Annotated in this window: 17 protein-coding genes; 6 read left to right on the top strand and 11 right to left on the bottom strand. The window is 61.3% G+C overall.

What is annotated here, in order from left to right; translation table 11 throughout:
• Positions 1-90: 90 nt before the first annotated feature.
• Positions 91-852: a YdcF family protein gene (locus CXF97_RS20790; protein ID WP_101160591.1), complete on the top strand. Its 762-nt coding sequence runs from the start codon at positions 91-93 to the stop codon at positions 850-852.
• 86 nt (positions 853-938) lie between these two features.
• Here the strand turns inward: CXF97_RS20790 and lnt are convergent, their stop codons facing one another.
• The 5 genes from lnt to miaB form a co-directional block, all read right to left on the bottom strand.
• Positions 939-2,462: an apolipoprotein N-acyltransferase gene (gene lnt / locus CXF97_RS20785; protein ID WP_101160588.1), complete on the bottom strand. Its 1,524-nt coding sequence runs from the start codon at positions 2,460-2,462 to the stop codon at positions 939-941.
• Between the two features lie 17 nt (positions 2,463-2,479).
• On the bottom strand, positions 2,480-3,319 hold the full coding sequence (locus tag CXF97_RS20780) for an HlyC/CorC family transporter (protein ID WP_007909641.1): 840 nt from the start codon (positions 3,317-3,319) through the stop codon (positions 2,480-2,482).
• Between the two features lie 5 nt (positions 3,320-3,324).
• Positions 3,325-3,819 (bottom strand): rRNA maturation RNase YbeY, encoded by a 495-nt coding sequence (gene ybeY, locus CXF97_RS20775; protein ID WP_101160585.1) that lies wholly within the window; start codon positions 3,817-3,819, stop codon positions 3,325-3,327.
• Positions 3,812-4,804 carry a PhoH family protein gene (locus tag CXF97_RS20770; protein WP_101160582.1) on the bottom strand — a complete coding sequence of 331 codons (993 nt, stop codon included), beginning with the start codon at positions 4,802-4,804 and terminating at the stop codon, positions 3,812-3,814. Before CXF97_RS20770 ends, ybeY begins: the two co-directional genes overlap by 8 nt.
• A 214-nt stretch (positions 4,805-5,018) precedes the next feature.
• A complete protein-coding gene (miaB, locus tag CXF97_RS20765; protein ID WP_101160579.1) occupies positions 5,019-6,347 on the bottom strand; it encodes a tRNA (N6-isopentenyl adenosine(37)-C2)-methylthiotransferase MiaB in 1,329 nt (442 codons plus the stop codon).
• Between the two features lie 132 nt (positions 6,348-6,479).
• On the opposite strand from miaB, the gene CXF97_RS20760 reads away from it, so the two are divergent.
• The gene (locus CXF97_RS20760) at positions 6,480-6,809 is read left to right on the top strand and encodes a DUF1820 family protein (RefSeq protein ID WP_016773045.1); all 330 of its coding nucleotides are present in this window, start codon (positions 6,480-6,482) and stop codon (positions 6,807-6,809) included.
• Positions 6,810-6,858: 49 nt separating this feature from the next.
• Here the strand turns inward: CXF97_RS20760 and CXF97_RS20755 are convergent, their stop codons facing one another.
• The 4 genes from CXF97_RS20755 to CXF97_RS20740 form a co-directional block, all read right to left on the bottom strand.
• Entirely contained in the window at positions 6,859-7,413 is a 555-nt protein-coding gene (locus CXF97_RS20755) for a tetratricopeptide repeat protein (protein ID WP_101160577.1), read from the bottom strand.
• 224 nt (positions 7,414-7,637) lie between these two features.
• A complete protein-coding gene (gene hemL, locus CXF97_RS20750) occupies positions 7,638-8,921 on the bottom strand; it encodes a glutamate-1-semialdehyde 2,1-aminomutase (RefSeq protein ID WP_101160574.1) in 1,284 nt (427 codons plus the stop codon).
• Positions 8,922-8,936: 15 nt separating this feature from the next.
• Positions 8,937-9,560 carry a thiamine phosphate synthase gene (thiE, locus tag CXF97_RS20745; protein ID WP_101160571.1) on the bottom strand — a complete coding sequence of 208 codons (624 nt, stop codon included), beginning with the start codon at positions 9,558-9,560 and terminating at the stop codon, positions 8,937-8,939.
• A gap of 18 nt (positions 9,561-9,578) precedes the next feature.
• Positions 9,579-10,376, bottom strand: coding sequence for a hydroxymethylpyrimidine/phosphomethylpyrimidine kinase (locus CXF97_RS20740; RefSeq protein ID WP_101160567.1), 798 nt, complete (start codon positions 10,374-10,376; stop codon positions 9,579-9,581).
• Between the two features lie 301 nt (positions 10,377-10,677).
• Here CXF97_RS20740 and CXF97_RS20735 point away from each other — a divergent pair, with 301 nt between their 5' ends.
• From CXF97_RS20735 to CXF97_RS20720, 4 genes are all read left to right on the top strand, one after another.
• Positions 10,678-13,026, top strand: a complete 2,349-nt coding sequence (locus CXF97_RS20735; protein ID WP_101160564.1) for a hybrid sensor histidine kinase/response regulator — start codon at positions 10,678-10,680, stop codon at positions 13,024-13,026.
• 95 nt (positions 13,027-13,121) lie between these two features.
• Positions 13,122-14,771 carry an acyl-CoA dehydrogenase family protein gene (locus tag CXF97_RS20730; RefSeq protein ID WP_101160561.1) on the top strand — a complete coding sequence of 550 codons (1,650 nt, stop codon included), beginning with the start codon at positions 13,122-13,124 and terminating at the stop codon, positions 14,769-14,771.
• A gap of 185 nt (positions 14,772-14,956) precedes the next feature.
• A complete protein-coding gene (gene amn, locus CXF97_RS20725) occupies positions 14,957-16,456 on the top strand; it encodes an AMP nucleosidase (RefSeq protein WP_178081222.1) in 1,500 nt (499 codons plus the stop codon).
• Positions 16,457-16,528: 72 nt separating this feature from the next.
• The gene (locus CXF97_RS20720) at positions 16,529-17,164 is read left to right on the top strand and encodes a pseudouridine synthase (RefSeq protein WP_101160559.1); all 636 of its coding nucleotides are present in this window, start codon (positions 16,529-16,531) and stop codon (positions 17,162-17,164) included.
• Here the strand turns inward: CXF97_RS20720 and CXF97_RS20715 are convergent.
• Both CXF97_RS20715 and CXF97_RS20710 read right to left on the bottom strand, forming a co-directional pair.
• Positions 17,159-17,368 (bottom strand): DUF2788 domain-containing protein, encoded by a 210-nt coding sequence (locus CXF97_RS20715; RefSeq protein WP_007909655.1) that lies wholly within the window; start codon positions 17,366-17,368, stop codon positions 17,159-17,161. The genes CXF97_RS20720 and CXF97_RS20715 overlap by 6 nt on opposite strands.
• A 169-nt stretch (positions 17,369-17,537) precedes the next feature.
• On the bottom strand, positions 17,538-18,017 hold the full coding sequence (locus CXF97_RS20710) for an Lrp/AsnC family transcriptional regulator (RefSeq protein ID WP_007909658.1): 480 nt from the start codon (positions 18,015-18,017) through the stop codon (positions 17,538-17,540).
• Positions 18,018-18,227 lie beyond the last annotated feature (210 nt).

Raw genomic sequence — 18,227 nt, 5'->3', positions numbered from 1 at the left:
AGGACACGGATCTTTTGCAACAGGATCCCGCCTATTGGTTGTAACTCGTAATCAACACTCTTAGGCTTCGGGCATCTTTGGAGATGCCCGATGCCCTTTCGATATTTCATCAAACAACTTTTATTGCCGCCCGGCATTCTTCTGCTGCTGTTGCTGGCCGCCTGGTGGCTGCGCCGCTCGCGGCCGCGCCTGGCGGGCGTATGTTTCGGCATTGGTTTTGGTGGCCTGCTGCTGATGAGCCTGCCGGTGGTGGTGCAGTGGGGCGCCAAGGCGCTGGAACGTGAGCCGCCGCTAGCGCGGTCAGAGTGGACGACCCTGGCGCAACGCGCCGATGCGATTGTGGTGTTGGGTTCGGGGCGTGAGCGCGGTGATCTGGCTTGGGGCGAAGACCAGCCGACCGGCGTCGGCCTTGAGCGTCAGCGATACGCCGCACGCCTGGCCAAAGCCTCGGGCTTGCCGATCCTGACCAGTGGCGGCCTGCATTACGGCACGCCACCGACCGAGGCGAAATTGATGGCGGATTCACTGCGCGATGACTTCGACGTGACCGTGCGCTGGCAGGAAGGCGCGAGCCGCACCACATGGGAAAACGCCAGGATGACGGCAGATATTCTGTTGCCGCAGGAGATCAAGCGGGTCGTCGTGGTGACGCAGGCGTGGCACATGCCGCGCGCGGTGTGGAGCTTTGAACAGGCGGGATTCGAGGTGGTACCGGCGCCGGTTGGTTTCCTCGGCACTGATAACGCCCGGCCGTTTGGCGGCTGGCTGCCCGAGTTCAAATCGATCTGGCAGAGCGGGCAACTGCTCAATGAGGCGGTGGGGCAGGTGGGGTATTCGCTGTTTTACCGCTGAAGATCAAAAGATCGCAGCCTGCGGCAGCTCCTACAGAGGGAATCTCAATCCCATGTAGGAGCTGCCGCAGGCTGCGATCTTTTGCTTTAAAGAGTCTTCGACATCCGGCTGGCCATCAGCGCCCAGCCAAACAGCAGCATGCACAACACGATCAGCGGCCACGAGCGCCATTGCAAATAGGGTGTCAGATCGTGCATCGGCACCACTTCGCCGTACAGCACGCCTTGCTCGAACTGCGGAATCTGCTCGGTGATCTGGCCGAACGGGTTAATCAGGCCGGTAACGCCGTTGTTGGTCGCGCGGATCATCCAGCGTCCGGCCTCCAGTGCGCGCATCTGCGCCATCTGTAAGTGCTGCAGCGGGCCGATCGAGGTGCCGAACCAGGTGTCGTTGCTGATCGTCAGCAACAGATCACTGCGTGCCGACAGCCCGGCGGCGAATTCCGGATAGACCACTTCGTAGCAGATAAACGGTGCGATCTGGTAACCCTTGGCTTGCAACAGCGCCTGATCGGACGGGCCGCGAGCGAAGTCCGACATTGGCAGGTCGAAGAATGCGATCAAGCCGCGCAACACATCCTGCAACGGAACATATTCCCCGAACGGCACCAGTTTCTGCTTCAGGTAAGTGCCATCGCCTTCGCCGACCACGGTGATGCCGTTGAAGAAGCGCCGTTCGTGATGCACGGTCTGGCGAATCGGCACACCGGTGATCAGCGCCGATTTACGCTCTGCGGCGAAGTTGCCCATCATCGTCAGGTAGCCCTCGGCGGACTCCTTCAGGACCGGCACGGCGGTTTCCGGCCAGATCAGCAGATCGACCGGTTTGGAGCGCAAACTCAAGTCGCGGTACAGCGCCAGTTGCGCGTTGAGCTCGGCTGGGTCCCATTTCATGCTTTGCGCGACGTTGCCCTGAATCGCGGCGACCGTCAGCGGTGCACCGGACGGGCTGGTCCAGGCATGGCCTTTAAGAGCGATACCCGTCACCCAAGGGCCGACCAGAAGCACCAGACCGGCCGCGATAAAACCCTTGCGCCGCGCCTGCAACAGGCGCGGCGCGTTGTAGATCAGCGCTGCGGTAAGTGCCAGAACAAACGACACCAGCCACATGCCGCCCACCGGTGCGAGCCCGGCCAGCGGGCCGTCGAGCTGGCTGTAACCCGAATACAGCCATGGGAAACCGGTAAGGAACCAGCCGCGAAACGCTTCCTGCCCGACCCACAACGCCGCAAAGGCCAAGGCATCGGCGACCGGTGCTTCGTTACGGCGCAACCAGCGCGCCCACAGCCAGGCGGGCAGGGCGAAGAACCAGGCAATTGCCGCTGTGAACAGCAGCATCAGGAACCCGGCGAGTAACACCGAAGCGCCGCCAAAGTGGTGAATGCTGTAGTAGATCCAGCTGGTACCGGCGCCGAACAGGCCGAAGCCGAAGCACCAGCCACGGCCCAGCGCCTGACGCGGGCTCAGTTCACGCAAGCCGGCATAGAACAGACCGACCGCCAGCAATGCCAGCGGCCAGATGTTGAACGGGGCGAGAGCGAACGTGGTGATAGCACCGGCCGCCACGGCCAGCAGGTTACCGGGCCAGCCGGGGCGGGTAGTCCAGCGCATTTCAGTCCTTAAGTTTGTTACCGAGCGATTGGCGTGAGTCGCAGCAAATGAATCCGACGACTGTCGGCATTCAGGATGCGGAAACGATAGGCGCCGATTTCAGTGATTTCGTTGCGTTTTGGCAAGTGGCCGAACGCGCTCATCACCAGACCGCCGACGGTGTCGAACTCGTCGTCGGAGAATTCGCTGTCGAAGAACTCGTTGAAGTTTTCGATCGGCGTCAGTGCCTTGATCAGGAAGTCACCGCTGGGCAGCGGCTTGATGTAGCTGTCTTCTTCGACGTCGTGCTCGTCTTCGATGTCGCCGACGATCTGCTCGAGCACGTCTTCGATGGTCACCAGGCCGGCCACGCCGCCGTACTCGTCGATGACGATGGCCATGTGGTTGTGGTTGGCGCGGAATTCACGCAGCAACACGTTGAGACGCTTGGACTCCGGCACGAAAGTGGCCGGGCGCAGCAGGTCCTTGATGTTGAAACTGTCGCCGTTCTCCTTGAGGATCAGCGGCAGCAGGTCCTTGGCCAGCAGCACGCCCATCACGTCGTCATGGCTTTCGCCGATGACCGGGTAGCGCGAGTGGGCCGAGTCGACCACAGCAGGGAGGAATTCGCGGGGGGTCTGGGTCGCCTTGATGCTGATCATCTGCGAGCGCGGGACCATGATGTCGCGTACTTGCAGGTCAGCCACCTGGATGGCGCCTTCGACGATGGCCAGCGCTTCGCTGTCCAGCAGTTTGTTCTGATGTGCATCACGCAGCAGCTCGAGGAGCTCCTGACGGTTCTTCGGCTCGTGGGCAAAAGCCTGGGTCAGTTTACCCAGCCATGACTTCTGCCCGTTGCTCGATCGATCTTCGCTCATAGCGATTACTCTGAATCCTTTGTTGTAACGATGGGGGTTGGTTCGGTTTCGTCGTCCGCGTACGGATCGGGATAGCCCAGTTCAGCAAGCAACTCGCGTTCCAGTGCTTCCATTTCCTCGGCTTCGTCGTCATCTATATGGTCGTAACCGAGCAGATGCAAGCAGCCGTGAATGACCAGATGTGCCCAGTGGGCCTTTAGTTCCTTGCCCTGCTCGGCGGCTTCGCGTTCGACCACGGCCACGCAGATCACCAGATCGCCGAGCAGCGGAATATCGAGAAACTCGTCGGGTACTTCGGCCGGGAATGACAACACATTGGTCGCGTAATCCTTGTGGCGCCAGGTGTGGTTAAGCTCGCGGCCTTCTTCCTCGTCGACCAGACGGATGGTCATCTCCGAGTCGGCGCTGCGCTGACGCAGAGCCAGTTCGCACCATTGGCGGAACTCGGCTTCACTTGGCGCGCTGGCCTCGGTGGCGATTTGCAGATCCAGCTCAAGCATCGCGCGAGGCTTCCCTGGCGGCTTCGGCGCGGGTCTCGAAGCGCTCGTAGGCCTCGACAATCCGCTGCACCAACGGGTGGCGCACGACGTCCTTGGGCTGGAAGTGGGTGAAGCTGATGCCCGGCACGTCTTTGAGCACTTCAATGACATGGTGCAGCCCGGACTTGGTGCCGCGCGGCAGGTCGACCTGGGTGATGTCACCCGTGATGACGGCGGTCGAGCCGAAGCCGATGCGCGTCAGGAACATCTTCATTTGCTCGACCGTGGTGTTCTGGCTCTCGTCGAGAATGATGAAACTGTTGTTCAGCGTGCGACCGCGCATGTAGGCCAGCGGTGCGACTTCGATCACCTGTTTTTCGATCAGCTTGGCGACATATTCGAAGCCGAGCATTTCGTACAGCGCGTCGTAAAGCGGGCGCAGGTACGGGTCGATCTTCTGCGACAGGTCGCCGGGCAGGAAGCCGAGTTTTTCGCCCGCTTCGACCGCCGGACGCACCAGCAGGATGCGGCGGATCTGCTCGCGCTCCAGCGCGTCAACCGCGCAGGCCACGGCCAGATAGGTCTTGCCGGTACCGGCCGGGCCTATGCCGAAGTTGATGTCGTTACCGAGGATTTCCTTCACGTAGCGCTGCTGATTCAAGCCGCGCGGGCGAATCATGCCTTTCTTGGTGCGCAGGGCGACGGTCGCTTCGGCAGGGGCGGGGTTGTCGAGATCTGCTGATTCCTGAATGAACAGGTGCACCAGATCTGGCGAAAGCTCGGTACCCTTGGTTTCCCGGTACAGGCGGCGCAGCAGGTTTTCCGCAGATGTGGTGAGTTTTGGATCGCCAATCAGCTCGAACTGGTTTCCGCGGTTGCGGATCTCGATGGCCAGGCGCTGTTCGATCAAGCGTAAATGCTCGTCGAATTGCCCGCACAGATTGGCGAAGCGGCGAGCCTCAAACGGCTCGAGGAGAAAGCGATGTGGTTCGATAGGTGCGTTCAAGGTCGTATTTAGCCGCCCTGGGGCAATTGAAGTGAAATCAAGGATAACGCCAGTGGCGTGGGTGCGAAAGCTCTTAAATCAGCTCAGCCGATAAGCGCCGCTGCGCTTGACCTGTGGGAGCGGCTTGCTCGCGAAAGCGTCGTGTCAGCCTCCATCGACGATGCTGATACACCGTTTTCGCGAGCAGGCCCGCCCCCACAAGGGAAATGTGGTGCTATTGAATTAAAGAACCACGCAGCGAGTGTGGCTGCGCGGCGTCGATGTGCACGTCGGCGAACTGACCGATCAGGGTGGGATTGTCGCAGCGGAAGTTGACGATACGGTTATTCTCCGTGCGCCCCTGCAGCTCACCCGGGTCTTTCTTCGAATAATCGGTGACCAGAATGCGCTGGATCGAGCCGACCATTTGTCGGCTGATTTCGAAGCCTTGCTGATTCAAGCGATGTTGCAGCGCGTTCAGACGTTCTTTCTTCAATTCTTCCGGGGTGTCGTCAGCCAGGTCTGCCGCCGGGGTGCCGGGGCGCTGGCTGTAGACGAACGAGTAGGAAAAGTCGAAGCCGACATCGGCGATCAGCTTCATGGTCTGTTCGAAGTCTTTTTCGGTTTCACCGGGGAAGCCGACGATGAAGTCCGAGCTGATGCAGATCCCCGGCACGGCGGCGCGCAGTTTACGCAGCTTGGATTTGTACTCCAGCGCTGTGTGGTTGCGCTTCATCGCCGCGAGAATCCGGTCCGAGCCCGACTGCACCGGCAGATGCAGGTGCTTGACCAGTTCCGGGACTTCGGCGTGGGCCTGGATCAGGCTGTCGGAGAACTCCAGCGGGTGCGAGGTGGTGTAGCGAATGCGGTCGATGCCATCGACAGCGGCAACCACGCGGATCAGTTCGGCCAGATCGGCCAGACGACCGTCGTGGGTCTGGCCGCGGTAGCCGTTGACGTTCTGCCCGAGCAAGGTCACTTCACGCACGCCGTTTTCGGCGAGGTGAATGATTTCGGCGATCACATCATCGAACGGTCGGCTGACTTCTTCGCCTCGGGTATAAGGCACCACGCAGAACGTGCAGTATTTGCTGCAACCTTCCATCACCGACACATAGGCGCTCGGGCCATCGATGCGCGGCTCGGGCAAGTGGTCGAATTTTTCGATTTCCGGGAACGACACGTCAACCTGCGGCAGCTTTGTGATGCGTGCGGCGTCGATCATTTCCGGCAGGCGGTGCAGGGTCTGCGGGCCGAACACCACGTCGACGTACGGTGCGCGATCGCGGATCGCCGCGCCTTCCTGGCTCGCCACGCAACCGCCGACGGCGATCACCATCTCCGGGTTGGCCAGCTTCAGTTCGCGCCAGCGGCCGAGCTGCGAGTACACGCGATCTTGCGCGCGCTCGCGGATCGAGCAGGTGTTGAGCAGAATCACGTCGGCGTCTTCCGCGCGGGCGGTGACTTCCAGGGCCTGATGTTCGCCCAGCAGATCGACCATGCGCGAGCTGTCGTACTCGTTCATCTGGCAACCGTGGGTTTCGATGTAAAGCTTCTTGGCCATGGATTCGGGTCGTCACGTGATTCAAAGAACCGCGCATTATAGGGAACAAGCCGTCAGGTTCCTACCGCTGTGCGTCCGGTGGCTATGCTATAGTTCGCGCCCCCATTTTTACCCCGATGTTATCCGCCCGCCATGACCAAACGCGAAGCTCCAATCTACAAGGTGATTTTCCTCAACCAGGGCCAGGTGTTCGAAATGTACGCCAAGCAGATCTATCAGAGTGATCTGTGGGGTTTCCTGGAAGTTGAAGAATTCGTCTTTGGCGAGCGCACGCAAATGGTCGTCGATCCGAGCGAAGAAAAGCTCAAGGCGCAATTCGAAGGCGTGGTGCGCAGCTTTGTGCCGATGCATTCGATTGTTCGCATCGACGAGGTTGAGCGTCTGGGCACGCCGAAAATCAGCGAAGCCCGCGGCGCGGTCGGCAATGTCATGCCGTTCCCGATGCCGATGCCCGAAAAGTAAACCGGTTTCAGATGATCGTTCCCATGCTCTGCGTGGGAACGATCAATAGTCAGGGAAGCGGCGAAAACGGCGTACGCCCGTCGGCGCTTTGCAGTTCCATCAGGTATTTGCGGAAGATCTGCCCGAGCACCTGGGTAGCGGTTTCCAGATCTTCGCGGGACATCTTTTCCGAGACTTCGTCAGCCGTGTCCAGCGCCTCTTCGGCACCGTTGACTGCTGCCATCTTCAGCACGATGTAGGCCTGGATATTGTTGGCCTGCACGCCTTCACCGTGGAAGAACATGCTGCCGAGCTTGTATTGCGCCTGGGCGTGGCCTTGCAACGAGGCCTTTTCGAAATAGCTCAGGGCCTGATTGAGGTCGCGCGGCGCGTTCTTGCCGTCGTAGTAGAACTCACCCAACTCGTATTGCGCTTGCGCGTCCCCTTCGTCCGCCGCTTTCTGGCAGGCGGCCAGTGCCTGCGTGACGTCTTGCGGCTGAGTATTGAGGGTGCAACGACCCATCGCCGGGATCAACAACGAGTTGCCGCCTGCTTGTGCATGCGCGAGCAGGGGCTGAAGGAGCAACAGGCAGCCCAATGCAAGGGTGCGGCCGGTGCGGTTCATGGGAATCGACTTACCTCTGAAGGGCACGCGGACCCGTCGAGGGATCCAATAAGCGCGCATTATGAAATAAGCAGGGCCAACCTTACAAAGTCTTTACTCGTTTTTCTGCTGCGTGGGGAATATATCGCCCGATTCAGGCAGGATTTGCGCAGGCACGTTGGAAAAACCAAGCGGATGTAGGTGAAAGCTGACGCTGGCCATAGCCAACGTCAGCGGTGCGGCGATTATTTCAACGCGGCGAAGGCACGCTCGGCAGCGTCCAGCGTCAGTTGCAACTCGGCTTCGCCGTGGGCGATCGACGTGAACCCAGCTTCGAAGGCACTCGGCGCCAGGTACACGCCACCTTCCAGCATCAGGTGGAAGAAGCGACCGAACAGTGCTGCGTCGCTGGCCATCACGTCGTCGAAGGTGACGATGTCGTCGGCGCCACTGAAGTACAGACCGAACATGCCGCCAGCCTGGGTGGTCACGAACGGGATGCCCGCAGCATCGGCTCGCTGCTGCAGGCCGTCGAGCATGCGCGCGGTGTAGTCGGTCAGCTCGGCGTGGAAACCCGGGCGGCTGATCAGACGCAAAGTCGTCAGGCCGGCCGCCATCGCCAGCGGATTACCCGACAGCGTACCGGCCTGGTACACCGGGCCCAGCGGGGCGATGCGCTGCATGATCTCGCGCTTGCCACCGAAGCAGCCCACCGGCATGCCGCCACCGATGATCTTGCCGAAGGTGGTCAGGTCCGGCGTCACGCCGTAATGCGCTTGGGCACCGCCGAGAGCGACACGGAAACCGGTCATCACTTCGTCGAAAATCAGCACCACGCCATGCTTGTCACAGAGCGAACGCAGGCCTTCGAGAAAGCCCGGCGCTGGCGGCACGCAATTCATGTTGCCGGCGACCGGCTCGACGATGATGCAGGCGACGTCCTCACCGACTTCGGCAAGCATCTGCTCGACCGCTTCGATGTCGTTGAACGGCAGGGTCAGGGTGTGTTTGGCGAATGCAGCCGGGACGCCGGCGGAGCTCGGTACGCCCTGGGTCAGAGCGCCGGAACCGGCCTTGACCAGCAGGCTGTCAGAGTGACCGTGGTAGCAGCCTTCGAACTTGATGATGCTGTCGCGACTGGTGAAACCACGGGCCAGACGGATCGCGCTCATGGTCGCCTCGGTGCCGGAGCTGACCATGCGCACCATGTCCATCGACGGCACCAGCGAGCAGACCAGATCGGCCATCTCGGTTTCCATCGACGTCGGCGCGCCGTAGGACAGGCCGTGCTGCAGTTGATTGCGCACCGCGTCGAGCACGTCCGGATGGCTGTGGCCGAGGATCATCGGGCCCCACGAACCCACGTAATCGACATAACGCTTGTCGTCTTCGTCGGTGACGTAAGCGCCTTCGGCGTGTTTGAAGAACAGCGGGGTGCCGCCGACGCTCTTGAACGCGCGCACCGGCGAGTTGACGCCGCCGGGGATGTGTTTCTGAGCATTGGCAAACAGGGTTTCGGAACGAGACATGATCGGGCTCTCAAATCAGATTTTCAGAAGTTCGTTGAAGGCGCGGGCGCGGCGGGTCACTTCGGCGCAGCTCTGGGCGCCGAACAGGCCGTGGATCACGGCGAGCAGATCGACCCCATGCTCGACCAGTGGCGCGGCGTTATCGAGGGTGATGCCGCCAATCGCGCAAATCGGCAAGTGCAGCGTGCGTTTGGCTTCGTCGAGCAAGTCGAGGCTGCAACTCGGCGCACCGGGTTTGGTGGTGGAATTGAAGAAGCGGCCGAAGGCGACGTAACTCGCACCTTCTTTGGCGGCCTGTTCAGCCAGGGCGATTTGCCCGTGAGAGGTCGAACCGATGATCGCTTTCGAACCGAGCAGGGCGCGGGTCGGCGATAGCGGGCCGTCGGTCTGGCCCAAGTGCACGCCGACATTGAGGCGCGCGGCCAGCTCAGCGTCATCGTTGATGATCAACTGCGTCTTGTAACGCTCGCACAGATTGCGCAGCGCCTCGGCCTCGCGCAGGCGGCGCGCCTCGTCGCTGCTTTTGTCGCGGTATTGCAGCAGGGTGACGCCGCCATCGAGCGCCGCCTCCACGTAAGACAGAAACTTGCCCGCCAGCAACTGGCTGTCGGTAATGGCATACAGGCCACGTAGTTTCATCGGACAGACCTCACGACGTTACGAGCAGAAATCCAGCGGCAGGCGACGCGGCACGAACTGGCCTCGGCCCAGTTGTTCCGCGTCGCGCAGGGTCCGCCAGGTGTAATCCAGCGCACTGCGCACGGCGCTGGCGAGGTGTTCGCCCTGAGCCAGGCGACCGGCGAGGGCGCTGGCCAGCGTACAACCCGAGCCGTGATAGCTGCCCGGCAGGCGCTGGCAGATAAAGGTTTCACGCAGGCCGTCGCGGCTGTACACGCGGTTGTGGATTTCAGTCTCGTCGCCGTGGCCGCCGGTGATCAGCAGGTTTTTGATGAATGGCAGGAGTTTTTCCGCGCACTCGTCGGCCGTGCCTTCGGGCAGTTCGGCGAGGATGCGTGCCTCGGGAAGATTCGGGGTAGCAATGATCGACAGCGGCAGCAGACGCTCGCGCATCGCATAGCCGACCTCGTCCTTGCCCAGGCGTCCGCCGCCGCCGGCACGCAGCACCGGGTCGCAGACCACCGGCAGATGCGGGTGGGCCGAGAGCAGTTCGACAACCGTGTCGACCATTTCCAGCGAACCGAGCATGCCCAGTTTCACCGCCGCGACTTCGGAGTCGTTGAGCACGGCGTTGGCCTGAGCCAGTACCCACTCGCGGTCGAGGACGCGAAAGTCAGTGACGTTGACGGTGTCTTGCACGGTCAGGGCGGTGACGGCCGGAGCCGCATGGCAACCCTGCGCAAGCAAGGCTTCGATATCTGCCTGCAAGCCGGCGCCACCACTGGGGTCGTGGCCGGAGAGACAGAGGACAACGGGGCGGGAGCTGTAGATATTCATGGTGCGCGAGCTTACCACCAAAGCTGATTTACGGGTGTGGGTGGCAGAGCAAGATAAATGCCGGAGCTGCCGGAGGCTGCAATCTTTGACGTTCCTGACCATTCCAACAGCTCTATCTCGGTGCTTTGCCCTGTAACGCCCGTTCTAGAGCCGTTGTAGGAAAAATTTCCATGGTGCTCAATGGCCATCAACGGCTATGCTAGGCTGGATCCAAACAATCACAGGTAATACCGGTTTTACGTCTACTCAAAGGGAATGGGGGGCTTCCTGACACAACCGGACGAGCCACGCTGGGGCTTCAATGCGCTATTTGCTGATGTTGCTGTTCTGCTTGCCGCTCATGGCGAGCGCCGTCGAATTCGACGAATTCACCCAGAGCCTGCCACTGGGCCGATCGCTGCAAGTGTTCGAAGACCCGAGCGGTCAGGCGACGATTGCCGACGTCCGCGCACAAGATGCCAGCCAGTTCAAAGCCCACGACAAAGCCACGCTCAATGCCGGTTACTCACGTTCGGCGTTCTGGCTGAAGATCGACCTGCATTACCGCCCGAGCAACCCGGCCGCCCAGCGCACCTGGCTGCTGGAACTGGCGTATCCGCCGCTTGATCACCTCGACTTGTACTTGCCCGACGCCAGCGGCGAATACCGACTGGTGCGCCAGACCGGCGATGCATTGCCGTTCGCCAGCCGCGAGATCCGCCAGAACAATTACCTGTTCGACTTGCCGTTCAAACCGGATCAACAGCAAACGCTGTACCTGCGCCTGGCCAGTGAAGGCTCGATTCAGGCACCGGTAACGTTGTGGTCGAGCACCGCGTACCTTGAAGATCAGCCGGTGCGCCTGTATGTACTCGGCATCATTTATGGCGTGCTGCTGGGGATGCTGGTCTACAACCTGTTCATCTACCTGAGCGTGCGCGACACAAGTTACCTCTATTACATCTTCTATATCGGCTCGTTCGGCCTCTATCAATTGTCGGTGAACGGCGCGGCGGTCGAGTATTTCTGGCCGGACAACCCATGGTGGGCCAACGCCGCGACGCCGTTTTTCATCGGTTGCGCCGGCCTGTTCGGCAGCCAGTTTGCCCGCAGCTTTTTGCAGACCAAAACCCACAGCGCCTGGCTGGATCGCTTGCTGATCGGTTTGATTGCCTTCAGTGCGCTGGTGATCGGTCTGTCGCTGATGACCAGCTACGCCCTGGCCCTGCGCCTGGCGACCACACTGGCGTTGACCTTCACCGTGGTGATCTTTGCGGCCGGGATCCTCGCCTGGTGGCGCGGCTTGCGGGTGGCGCGTTACTTCATTATCGCCTGGTCGGCATTCCTGCTCGGCGGCATCGTCAACACGCTGATGGTGCTGGGCCTGCTGCCCAATGTGTTCCTGACCATGTACGCCAGCCAGATCGGCTCGGCGATCGAGGTCGCGCTGCTGTCGCTGGCGCTGGCCGACCGCATCAACGCCATGCGCGAGCAACAGGCGCAGACCTTGTATGACGCCGGGCAGAAGCTCGAAGTGCTCAACCAGCAACTGGCCCACAGCAACAAGCTCAAGGATGAATTCCTCGCCACTTTGACCCACGAACTGCGCACGCCGATGAACGGGGTGATCGGTTCGCTGGAGCTGATGCAGACCGTCGACCTCGATCCCGAGCTTGAGCAATATCAACAGACCGCCGCCGGTTCCGCCCGCGACATGATGCGCATGGTCAACGGTATCCTCACGCTTACTGAATTGCAGGCCGGCAAGCTCAAGGTCACGCCAGGCAGTTTCAGCCTGCGTGCGGTAGTTGAGGCGCTGCGCGTGCAGTTCGAAGGTAATGCGGCGAGCAAGTCGCTGGACTTCAAGGTCGAGGTGCTGCCGATCCTGCCGGATCGCCTGCACGGCGACGGCGCGAAACTGGCGCAGTGTCTGGAATGCCTGCTGGACAATGCAATCAAGTTCACCCGTGTCGGCGGTCTGGCGCTGCGCGTCACGGGGCGGCCGTCGACGGATAACCGCATGGCGCTGTCGTTTGCGGTGATCGACACCGGCATCGGTTTCACCGATCTGGGCGAGGCCACGCTGTATCAGCGCTTCTTCCAGCTCGACGGTTCGATGACTCGCGAATACGGCGGCCTGGGGGTGGGGCTGGCGATCTGCCGACAACTGGTCGAACTGCTAGGGGGCAAACTTACTCACCGCTCCGAGCCTGGATGCGGCAGCCGATTCCAGCTCGATGTCGAATTCGAACTGCCAATTATCGAAGCGGCTGCTGATCAGCCCGCCCGCGATTGCATTCGTGCGCCGCAGGATTGCACGGTGCTGCTGGTGGACGACAACAGCGTCAACCAACTGGTGATGCGCGGCATGCTGCTCAAGCTCGGTTTTCGTGTGCGCAGCGCCGACAGCGGCGCCGCCGCACTGGACTGTCTGCAGCGGGAAAGCTTCGATGCGGTGCTGATCGATTGCCAGTTGCCCTGCCACGAAGGTGCATCGCTGTGCTGCCAGATCCATGCGCTGCCGGGCTGTGCGCATTTGCCGGTGTTCATGCTCGCGTTGAGCGCTGACCGCGAGCAATGCGCCCCGGGTGCGGCCATCGACTATCTGCACAAACCGGTGAAATTCGAGGATCTGCAGGCTGCGTTGCAGCGCCGCGTGCTCAGTTGCTGATGGGGTAAAAGCGCCGCAAAAACGGCGCGTATGACACTTTGTTCAAAAAAGCACCAGTGCTTAACTGGTGCCATTGCTGAACACGGAGCGCCGTCATGAACCTGCATCAGTTCGCCGAAACCCACGAAGTCACCAATCAGCCGCCATCGCTGGACGGCACCAACCTGTACCGCATCGACCTGCCGCTACAGGAGTGGTCGCGGCGCTTCGGTGCCGGTTGGGCCGAGTCGCGGATCGATGCCTACGGCGCACTGGCGGGGGGGCCGCTGATGGAAGCGGGGTTTCTCGCCAACCAGAACAAACCGGTATTTGCCAGCCATGACCGCTACGGCCATCGCATTGATCTGGTCGAGTTTCACCCCGCTTACCACGAGCTGATGCGCACCGCGATCGAACATGGCCTGACCTCGCTGCCGTGGGCACACCCGCAGGACGGCGCACAGGTTGCCCGCGCTTCGATGACCTATCTGCACAGCCAGGCTGAAGCCGGCAGTGGCTGCCCGTTGACGATGACCTTCGCCAGCGTGCCGGCCCTGCGCTTGCAGCCGGACCTGGCCGAACAGTGGCTGCCGAAAGTCCTCGCCACCGAATACGATCCGCGCAATGTCGGTATGGCGCACAAGGCCGGCGTGACCATCGGCATGGCGATGACCGAGAAGCAGGGCGGCACCGACGTGCGCGCCAACACCACCAAGGCTTATCCGGTCGGTGCCAGCGGCCCGGGTCAGGCTTATGAACTGGTCGGGCACAAGTGGTTCTGCTCGGCACCGATGTGCGACGCCTTCCTCACGTTGGCGCAGACCGACAAGGGTCTGAGCTGCTTTCTGCTGCCGCGCCATCGCCCGGATGACTCGCGTAATCAGTTCTACATCCAGCGTCTGAAAAACAAACTCGGCAACCAGTCCAACGCCTCCAGCGAAGTGGAGTTCCGTGGCGCGCTGGCGTGGATGATCGGCGAAGAGGGGCGCGGCGTGCCGACCATTATCGAAATGGTGGCGATGACCCGTTTCGATTGCATGGTCGGTTCCAGCTCGCTGATGCGCCAGGCGCTGACCCAGGCCAGCCATCACTGCGCGCACCGCAAGGTCGGCGGTAAGTTGCTCAGCGAGCAGCCGCTGATGCAAAACGTACTGGCCGATCTGGCGCTGGAAAGCGAAGCCGCGCTGGCCCTGAGTCTGCGCATGGGCAAGGCGCTGGATCACCTCGATGATCGCCACGAAGCGCAATTTGCGCGGCTGGTAACGGCGGTGGGCAAATACTGGATCTGCAAACGCGCGCCGGCGATGATCAACGAAGCCGCCGAATGCATGGGCGGTGCCGGTTATGTTGAAGACAGCATCCTGCCGCGCCTGTACCGCGAAGCACCGGTGAATTCGACGTGGGAAGGGTCGGGGAATGTGCAGTGTCTCGACGTGCTGCGCGCACTGTCGAAGGAGCCAGGCGTGCTGGATGTGCTGTTCAGCGAACTGGGCGATGGCCATGGCGACAAGCGTTTGGCTGAGCATATTCAGCGCTTGCAGGCGCAGTTCAGGGACACCAGCGACATTCAGTATCGGGCGCGGCAATTGACCGAAGACATCGCGCTCGGTTTGCAGGCCAGGCTTTTGCTGGAGGCCGGAAATTCAGCCGTCAGTGATGCTTTTATTGCCAGCCGCTTGAGTGGTGGCGGCCGCGTCTACGGGGCATTGCCGCGTGGGCTGGACGTTGAAGCCATCGTCGCCCGCTCGACCCCACAGCTTTTCTAAGCCCAATCTTCCAAACACCACAAAACCCTGTGGGAGCGGGCTTGCTCGCGATAGCGGTGTATCAGTCGACATCCAAGTTGAATGACAAACCGAATTGGCGAGCAAGCCCGCTCCCACAGGATTTATGCGCAGATGAACGCATTGCCAACATGCCACTGTTCCCGTGCGACCACGATGCAGGCAAGATGAAGCTCTGCAAGTCAGAACACAGGAAGCTGATCGTGACCGAAGCGTTTATTGTCGTTCAAACCGCCGAACAAGCCGTGGATCGTCTGGCCGAGCTGCATGAGCGGGCCACCAACGCGCTGAATTCTGCCCTCAAGCGTTACCTCAAGGACCGCGTCGAGCCCGACGCCGAACAGCGTGCCCTGTTTCGTTATCCCGAACTGCGTCTGACCTACCACTGCCAGGGCGAAGTCCCGCAGACCACCCGGGCGTACGCCAAGGTGCAGTTGCCGGGCACTTACAGCGTCACCGTCACCCACCCGGCAGCATTTCGCAAATACCTGCTCGAACAACTGACGCCGTTGATGCATGACTTCACCGTGACCGTCGAAGTCGGCGTCAGCCAGCAGAACATTCCGTATCCGTACGTGGTCGAGCAGGGCGATGAACTGGCCGGTTCCGGCGTCACTGCGGCGGTGCTGGCGCGAGTGTTCCCGAGTACCGACCTGTCCGCCGCCACCGATGGCATTGCCGACGGTCTCTACGATTGGGAAAACACCGATCCGCTGCCATTGGCGCTGTTCGACGCCGCGCGCGTGGACTTTTCCTTGCGCCGTCTGGTGCATTACACCGGCAGCGACTGGCGCCATGTACAACCGTGGATTCTGCTGACCAACTATCACCGTTACGTCGATCAGTTCATCGTCCATGGCCTGGAGCAACTGCGCAACGACCCGCGTTTCGTGCGCATGGTCCTGCCGGGCAACGTGATCATCGACAAGAGCATGGACCACGGTGAGGCATCCGCAATCGCCGCCGGTGTGGTCTGGCACCGTTATCAGATGCCTGCGTATCACTTGATCGCCAATGACGGTCACGGCGTCACGCTGGTGAATATTGGCGTCGGCCCGTCCAACGCCAAGAACATCACCGATCACCTGGCCGTGTTGCGCCCGCATTGCTGGTTGATGATCGGCCACTGCGGCGGCCTGCGTCAGTCGCAGACCATCGGCGATTACGTATTGGCTCACGCTTATATGCGTCGCGACGGCATTCTCGATCGCGTGGTACCGCCGAATATCCCCATCCCGGCATTGGCCGAAGTGCAACTTGCCCTGCAACAGGCAGCGGCGAATGTCACCGGCGAGAAGGGCGACGATCTGAAGAAGCGCCTGCGCACCGGCACGGTTCTGACCTATGACGACCGTAACTGGGAGCTGCGTTGGGCCCAGGAGCGACCGCTGATCAACCTGTCCCGCGCGGTGGCGGTGGACATGGAAAGCGGCACGATCGCCGCGCAAGGTTATCGCCTGCGGGTGCCGTACGGCACGTTGCTCTGCGTTTCGGACAAACCGCTGCACAGCGAAATCAAACTGCCGGGCTCGGCCAACGCTTTCTATGAACGCGCGGTCAGCCAGCACTTGAAGATCGGCATCGAAGCGGTGGATCTGCTGCGCACCGAACTCAATTCGCTGCACTCGCGCAAACTGCGCAGCTTCGACGAGCCGCCGTTCCGCTAACGGTTAGTCGTGGTCATTTGGCGGTCGGGGCACTAGCATTGTCAGCCCTGATCGCTAAATGTTCTCTTTCTTATGTCCCGTCCGCCACGTCCACCTTCGCGCCGTCCCGGTGCGAAGCCGCAGTCTTCCTCGCCACGCCGTGTCGCCAAAGCGCCGCCGGCCGAGCCGAAGCTGATCCTGTTCAACAAACCCTTCGATGTGCTGACGCAGTTCAGCGACGGCGAAGGGCGGGCGACGCTCAAGGATTACATCGATGTGCCGGGGATTTATCCGGCCGGACGTCTGGATCGCGACAGCGAAGGTTTATTGCTGCTGACCAACGACGGCCAGTTGCAGGCGCGCATCGCCGATCCGAAACACAAACTGGCGAAGACTTATTGGGTGCAGGTGGAAGGCGAGCCGACGGCCGAGCAGTTGCAGCGCCTGCGTGATGGCGTCGAGTTGAATGACGGCATGACGCTGCCCGCCGAAGCGCGGCAATTGGATGAGCCCCAGTTGTGGCCGCGCAACCCGCCGGTACGCTTTCGCGCGACCATCCCGACTGCATGGCTGGAACTGGTGATTCGCGAGGGACGCAACCGTCAGGTGCGGCGCATGACCGCTGCGGTCGGCTTACCGACGTTGCGGCTGGTGCGGGTCAGGATAGGCGACTGGACGATTGAAGGGCTGGATCAGGGCCAGTGGCGGGAAGTGCCGGCGCGCTTATAAGGCGCCGGACTCGATCAGGCCGATCACCACACTCTTGATGATGAACGCGGCCACGCCCAGGCCCAGCACGAAAAACAGAATGAACGAGCCGAACCGCCCGGCCTTGGACTTCTTCGCCAGATCCCAGACGATGAAACCCATGAAAATGATCAGGATGCTGACCAGACCGGTCATCATCCATTCTTCGAGCAGTGCTGGATCCATTGGCGATCTCCGGCGCGGGGCGGGCTGAAAGGGCGGCGGCGAGTATACGCCAAGGGCGGATGGCGGGGCATTGATCTGTGTCGCCTGTGCCGGCCTCTTCGCGAGCAGGCTCGCTCCCACAGGTTGAAATGCATCCCCTGTGAAAGCGAGCCTGCTCGCGAAAGCGAAATCAGCTACGCAAATGGGTCAGCGGCAGTTCGGTGCTGTTGAGGACCTGATTCAGCACAAAACTCGACCGCACGCTGGTGACCCCCTCGATCCGGGTCAGATGCCCCAGCAGCAACTTTTGATAGTGATCCATATCCGGCACCACCACTTTCAACTGGTAATCGGCATCCACGCCCGTCACCAGACTGCACTCCAGCACCTGCGGCAATGTCCGAATGGCCGCTTCGAAATTCTCGAAGCGCTCCGGTGTATGCCGATCCATGCCGATCAGCACATAGGCCGTCAGGCTCAACCCGAGCATCTTGCGATCGAGCAGCGCAACCTGACGCGAAATGTAGCCGTCGTCTTCCAGTTGCTTGACCCGGCGCGAGCACGGCGAGGGCGACAGACCGATGCGCTCGGCCAGCTCCTGGTTGGAGATGCGGGCGTCGCGTTGCAATTCCGCCAAAATGCTCAGGTCGTAACGGTCGAGTTTGCTCATCAATCTGTCCTTGGCTGTAACTATTGCGGCGGATTATCTATCCAGGGTTAAAAATTGCGCAAGCAGTGTTTAATTGAGCAATTTTCGCAATCCTCTGTCGCGGCTTCAGGCCTATTCTTATCACCAGAATCACTGCTCGGTAACACAGTCCATGCGGCCCGCCCAATCAGGCCCGCCGCGGCCGCCACCCCCACCGGGGATGTGCCGGCC

This window comes from Pseudomonas sp. Choline-02u-1 (assembly GCF_002836515.1).
GTDB lineage: Bacteria > Pseudomonadota > Gammaproteobacteria > Pseudomonadales > Pseudomonadaceae > Aquipseudomonas.
The sequence above is the reverse complement of the archived record's forward strand: the minus strand, read 5'-3'. Positions and strand labels throughout refer to the sequence as shown.

Coding starts and splice junctions, on each gene's coding strand:
- CXF97_RS20720 (WP_101160559.1), top strand. CDS start 16,529: ATGTCCCGTCCGCCACGTCCACCTTCGCGCCGTCCCGGTGCGAAGCCG.
- CXF97_RS20755 (WP_101160577.1), bottom strand. CDS start 7,413: ATGAACCGCACCGGCCGCACCCTTGCATTGGGCTGCCTGTTGCTCCTT.
- amn (WP_178081222.1), top strand. CDS start 14,957: ATGAAGCTCTGCAAGTCAGAACACAGGAAGCTGATCGTGACCGAAGCG.
- ybeY (WP_101160585.1), bottom strand. CDS start 3,819: ATGCTTGAGCTGGATCTGCAAATCGCCACCGAGGCCAGCGCGCCAAGT.
- CXF97_RS20710 (WP_007909658.1), bottom strand. CDS start 18,017: ATGAGCAAACTCGACCGTTACGACCTGAGCATTTTGGCGGAATTGCAA.
- CXF97_RS20780 (WP_007909641.1), bottom strand. CDS start 3,319: ATGAGCGAAGATCGATCGAGCAACGGGCAGAAGTCATGGCTGGGTAAA.
- miaB (WP_101160579.1), bottom strand. CDS start 6,347: ATGGCCAAGAAGCTTTACATCGAAACCCACGGTTGCCAGATGAACGAG.
- CXF97_RS20715 (WP_007909655.1), bottom strand. CDS start 17,368: ATGGATCCAGCACTGCTCGAAGAATGGATGATGACCGGTCTGGTCAGC.
- CXF97_RS20730 (WP_101160561.1), top strand. CDS start 13,122: ATGAACCTGCATCAGTTCGCCGAAACCCACGAAGTCACCAATCAGCCG.
- CXF97_RS20740 (WP_101160567.1), bottom strand. CDS start 10,376: ATGAATATCTACAGCTCCCGCCCCGTTGTCCTCTGTCTCTCCGGCCAC.
- CXF97_RS20735 (WP_101160564.1), top strand. CDS start 10,678: ATGCGCTATTTGCTGATGTTGCTGTTCTGCTTGCCGCTCATGGCGAGC.
- CXF97_RS20760 (WP_016773045.1), top strand. CDS start 6,480: ATGACCAAACGCGAAGCTCCAATCTACAAGGTGATTTTCCTCAACCAG.
- lnt (WP_101160588.1), bottom strand. CDS start 2,462: ATGCGCTGGACTACCCGCCCCGGCTGGCCCGGTAACCTGCTGGCCGTG.
- CXF97_RS20790 (WP_101160591.1), top strand. CDS start 91: ATGCCCTTTCGATATTTCATCAAACAACTTTTATTGCCGCCCGGCATT.
- thiE (WP_101160571.1), bottom strand. CDS start 9,560: ATGAAACTACGTGGCCTGTATGCCATTACCGACAGCCAGTTGCTGGCG.
- hemL (WP_101160574.1), bottom strand. CDS start 8,921: ATGTCTCGTTCCGAAACCCTGTTTGCCAATGCTCAGAAACACATCCCC.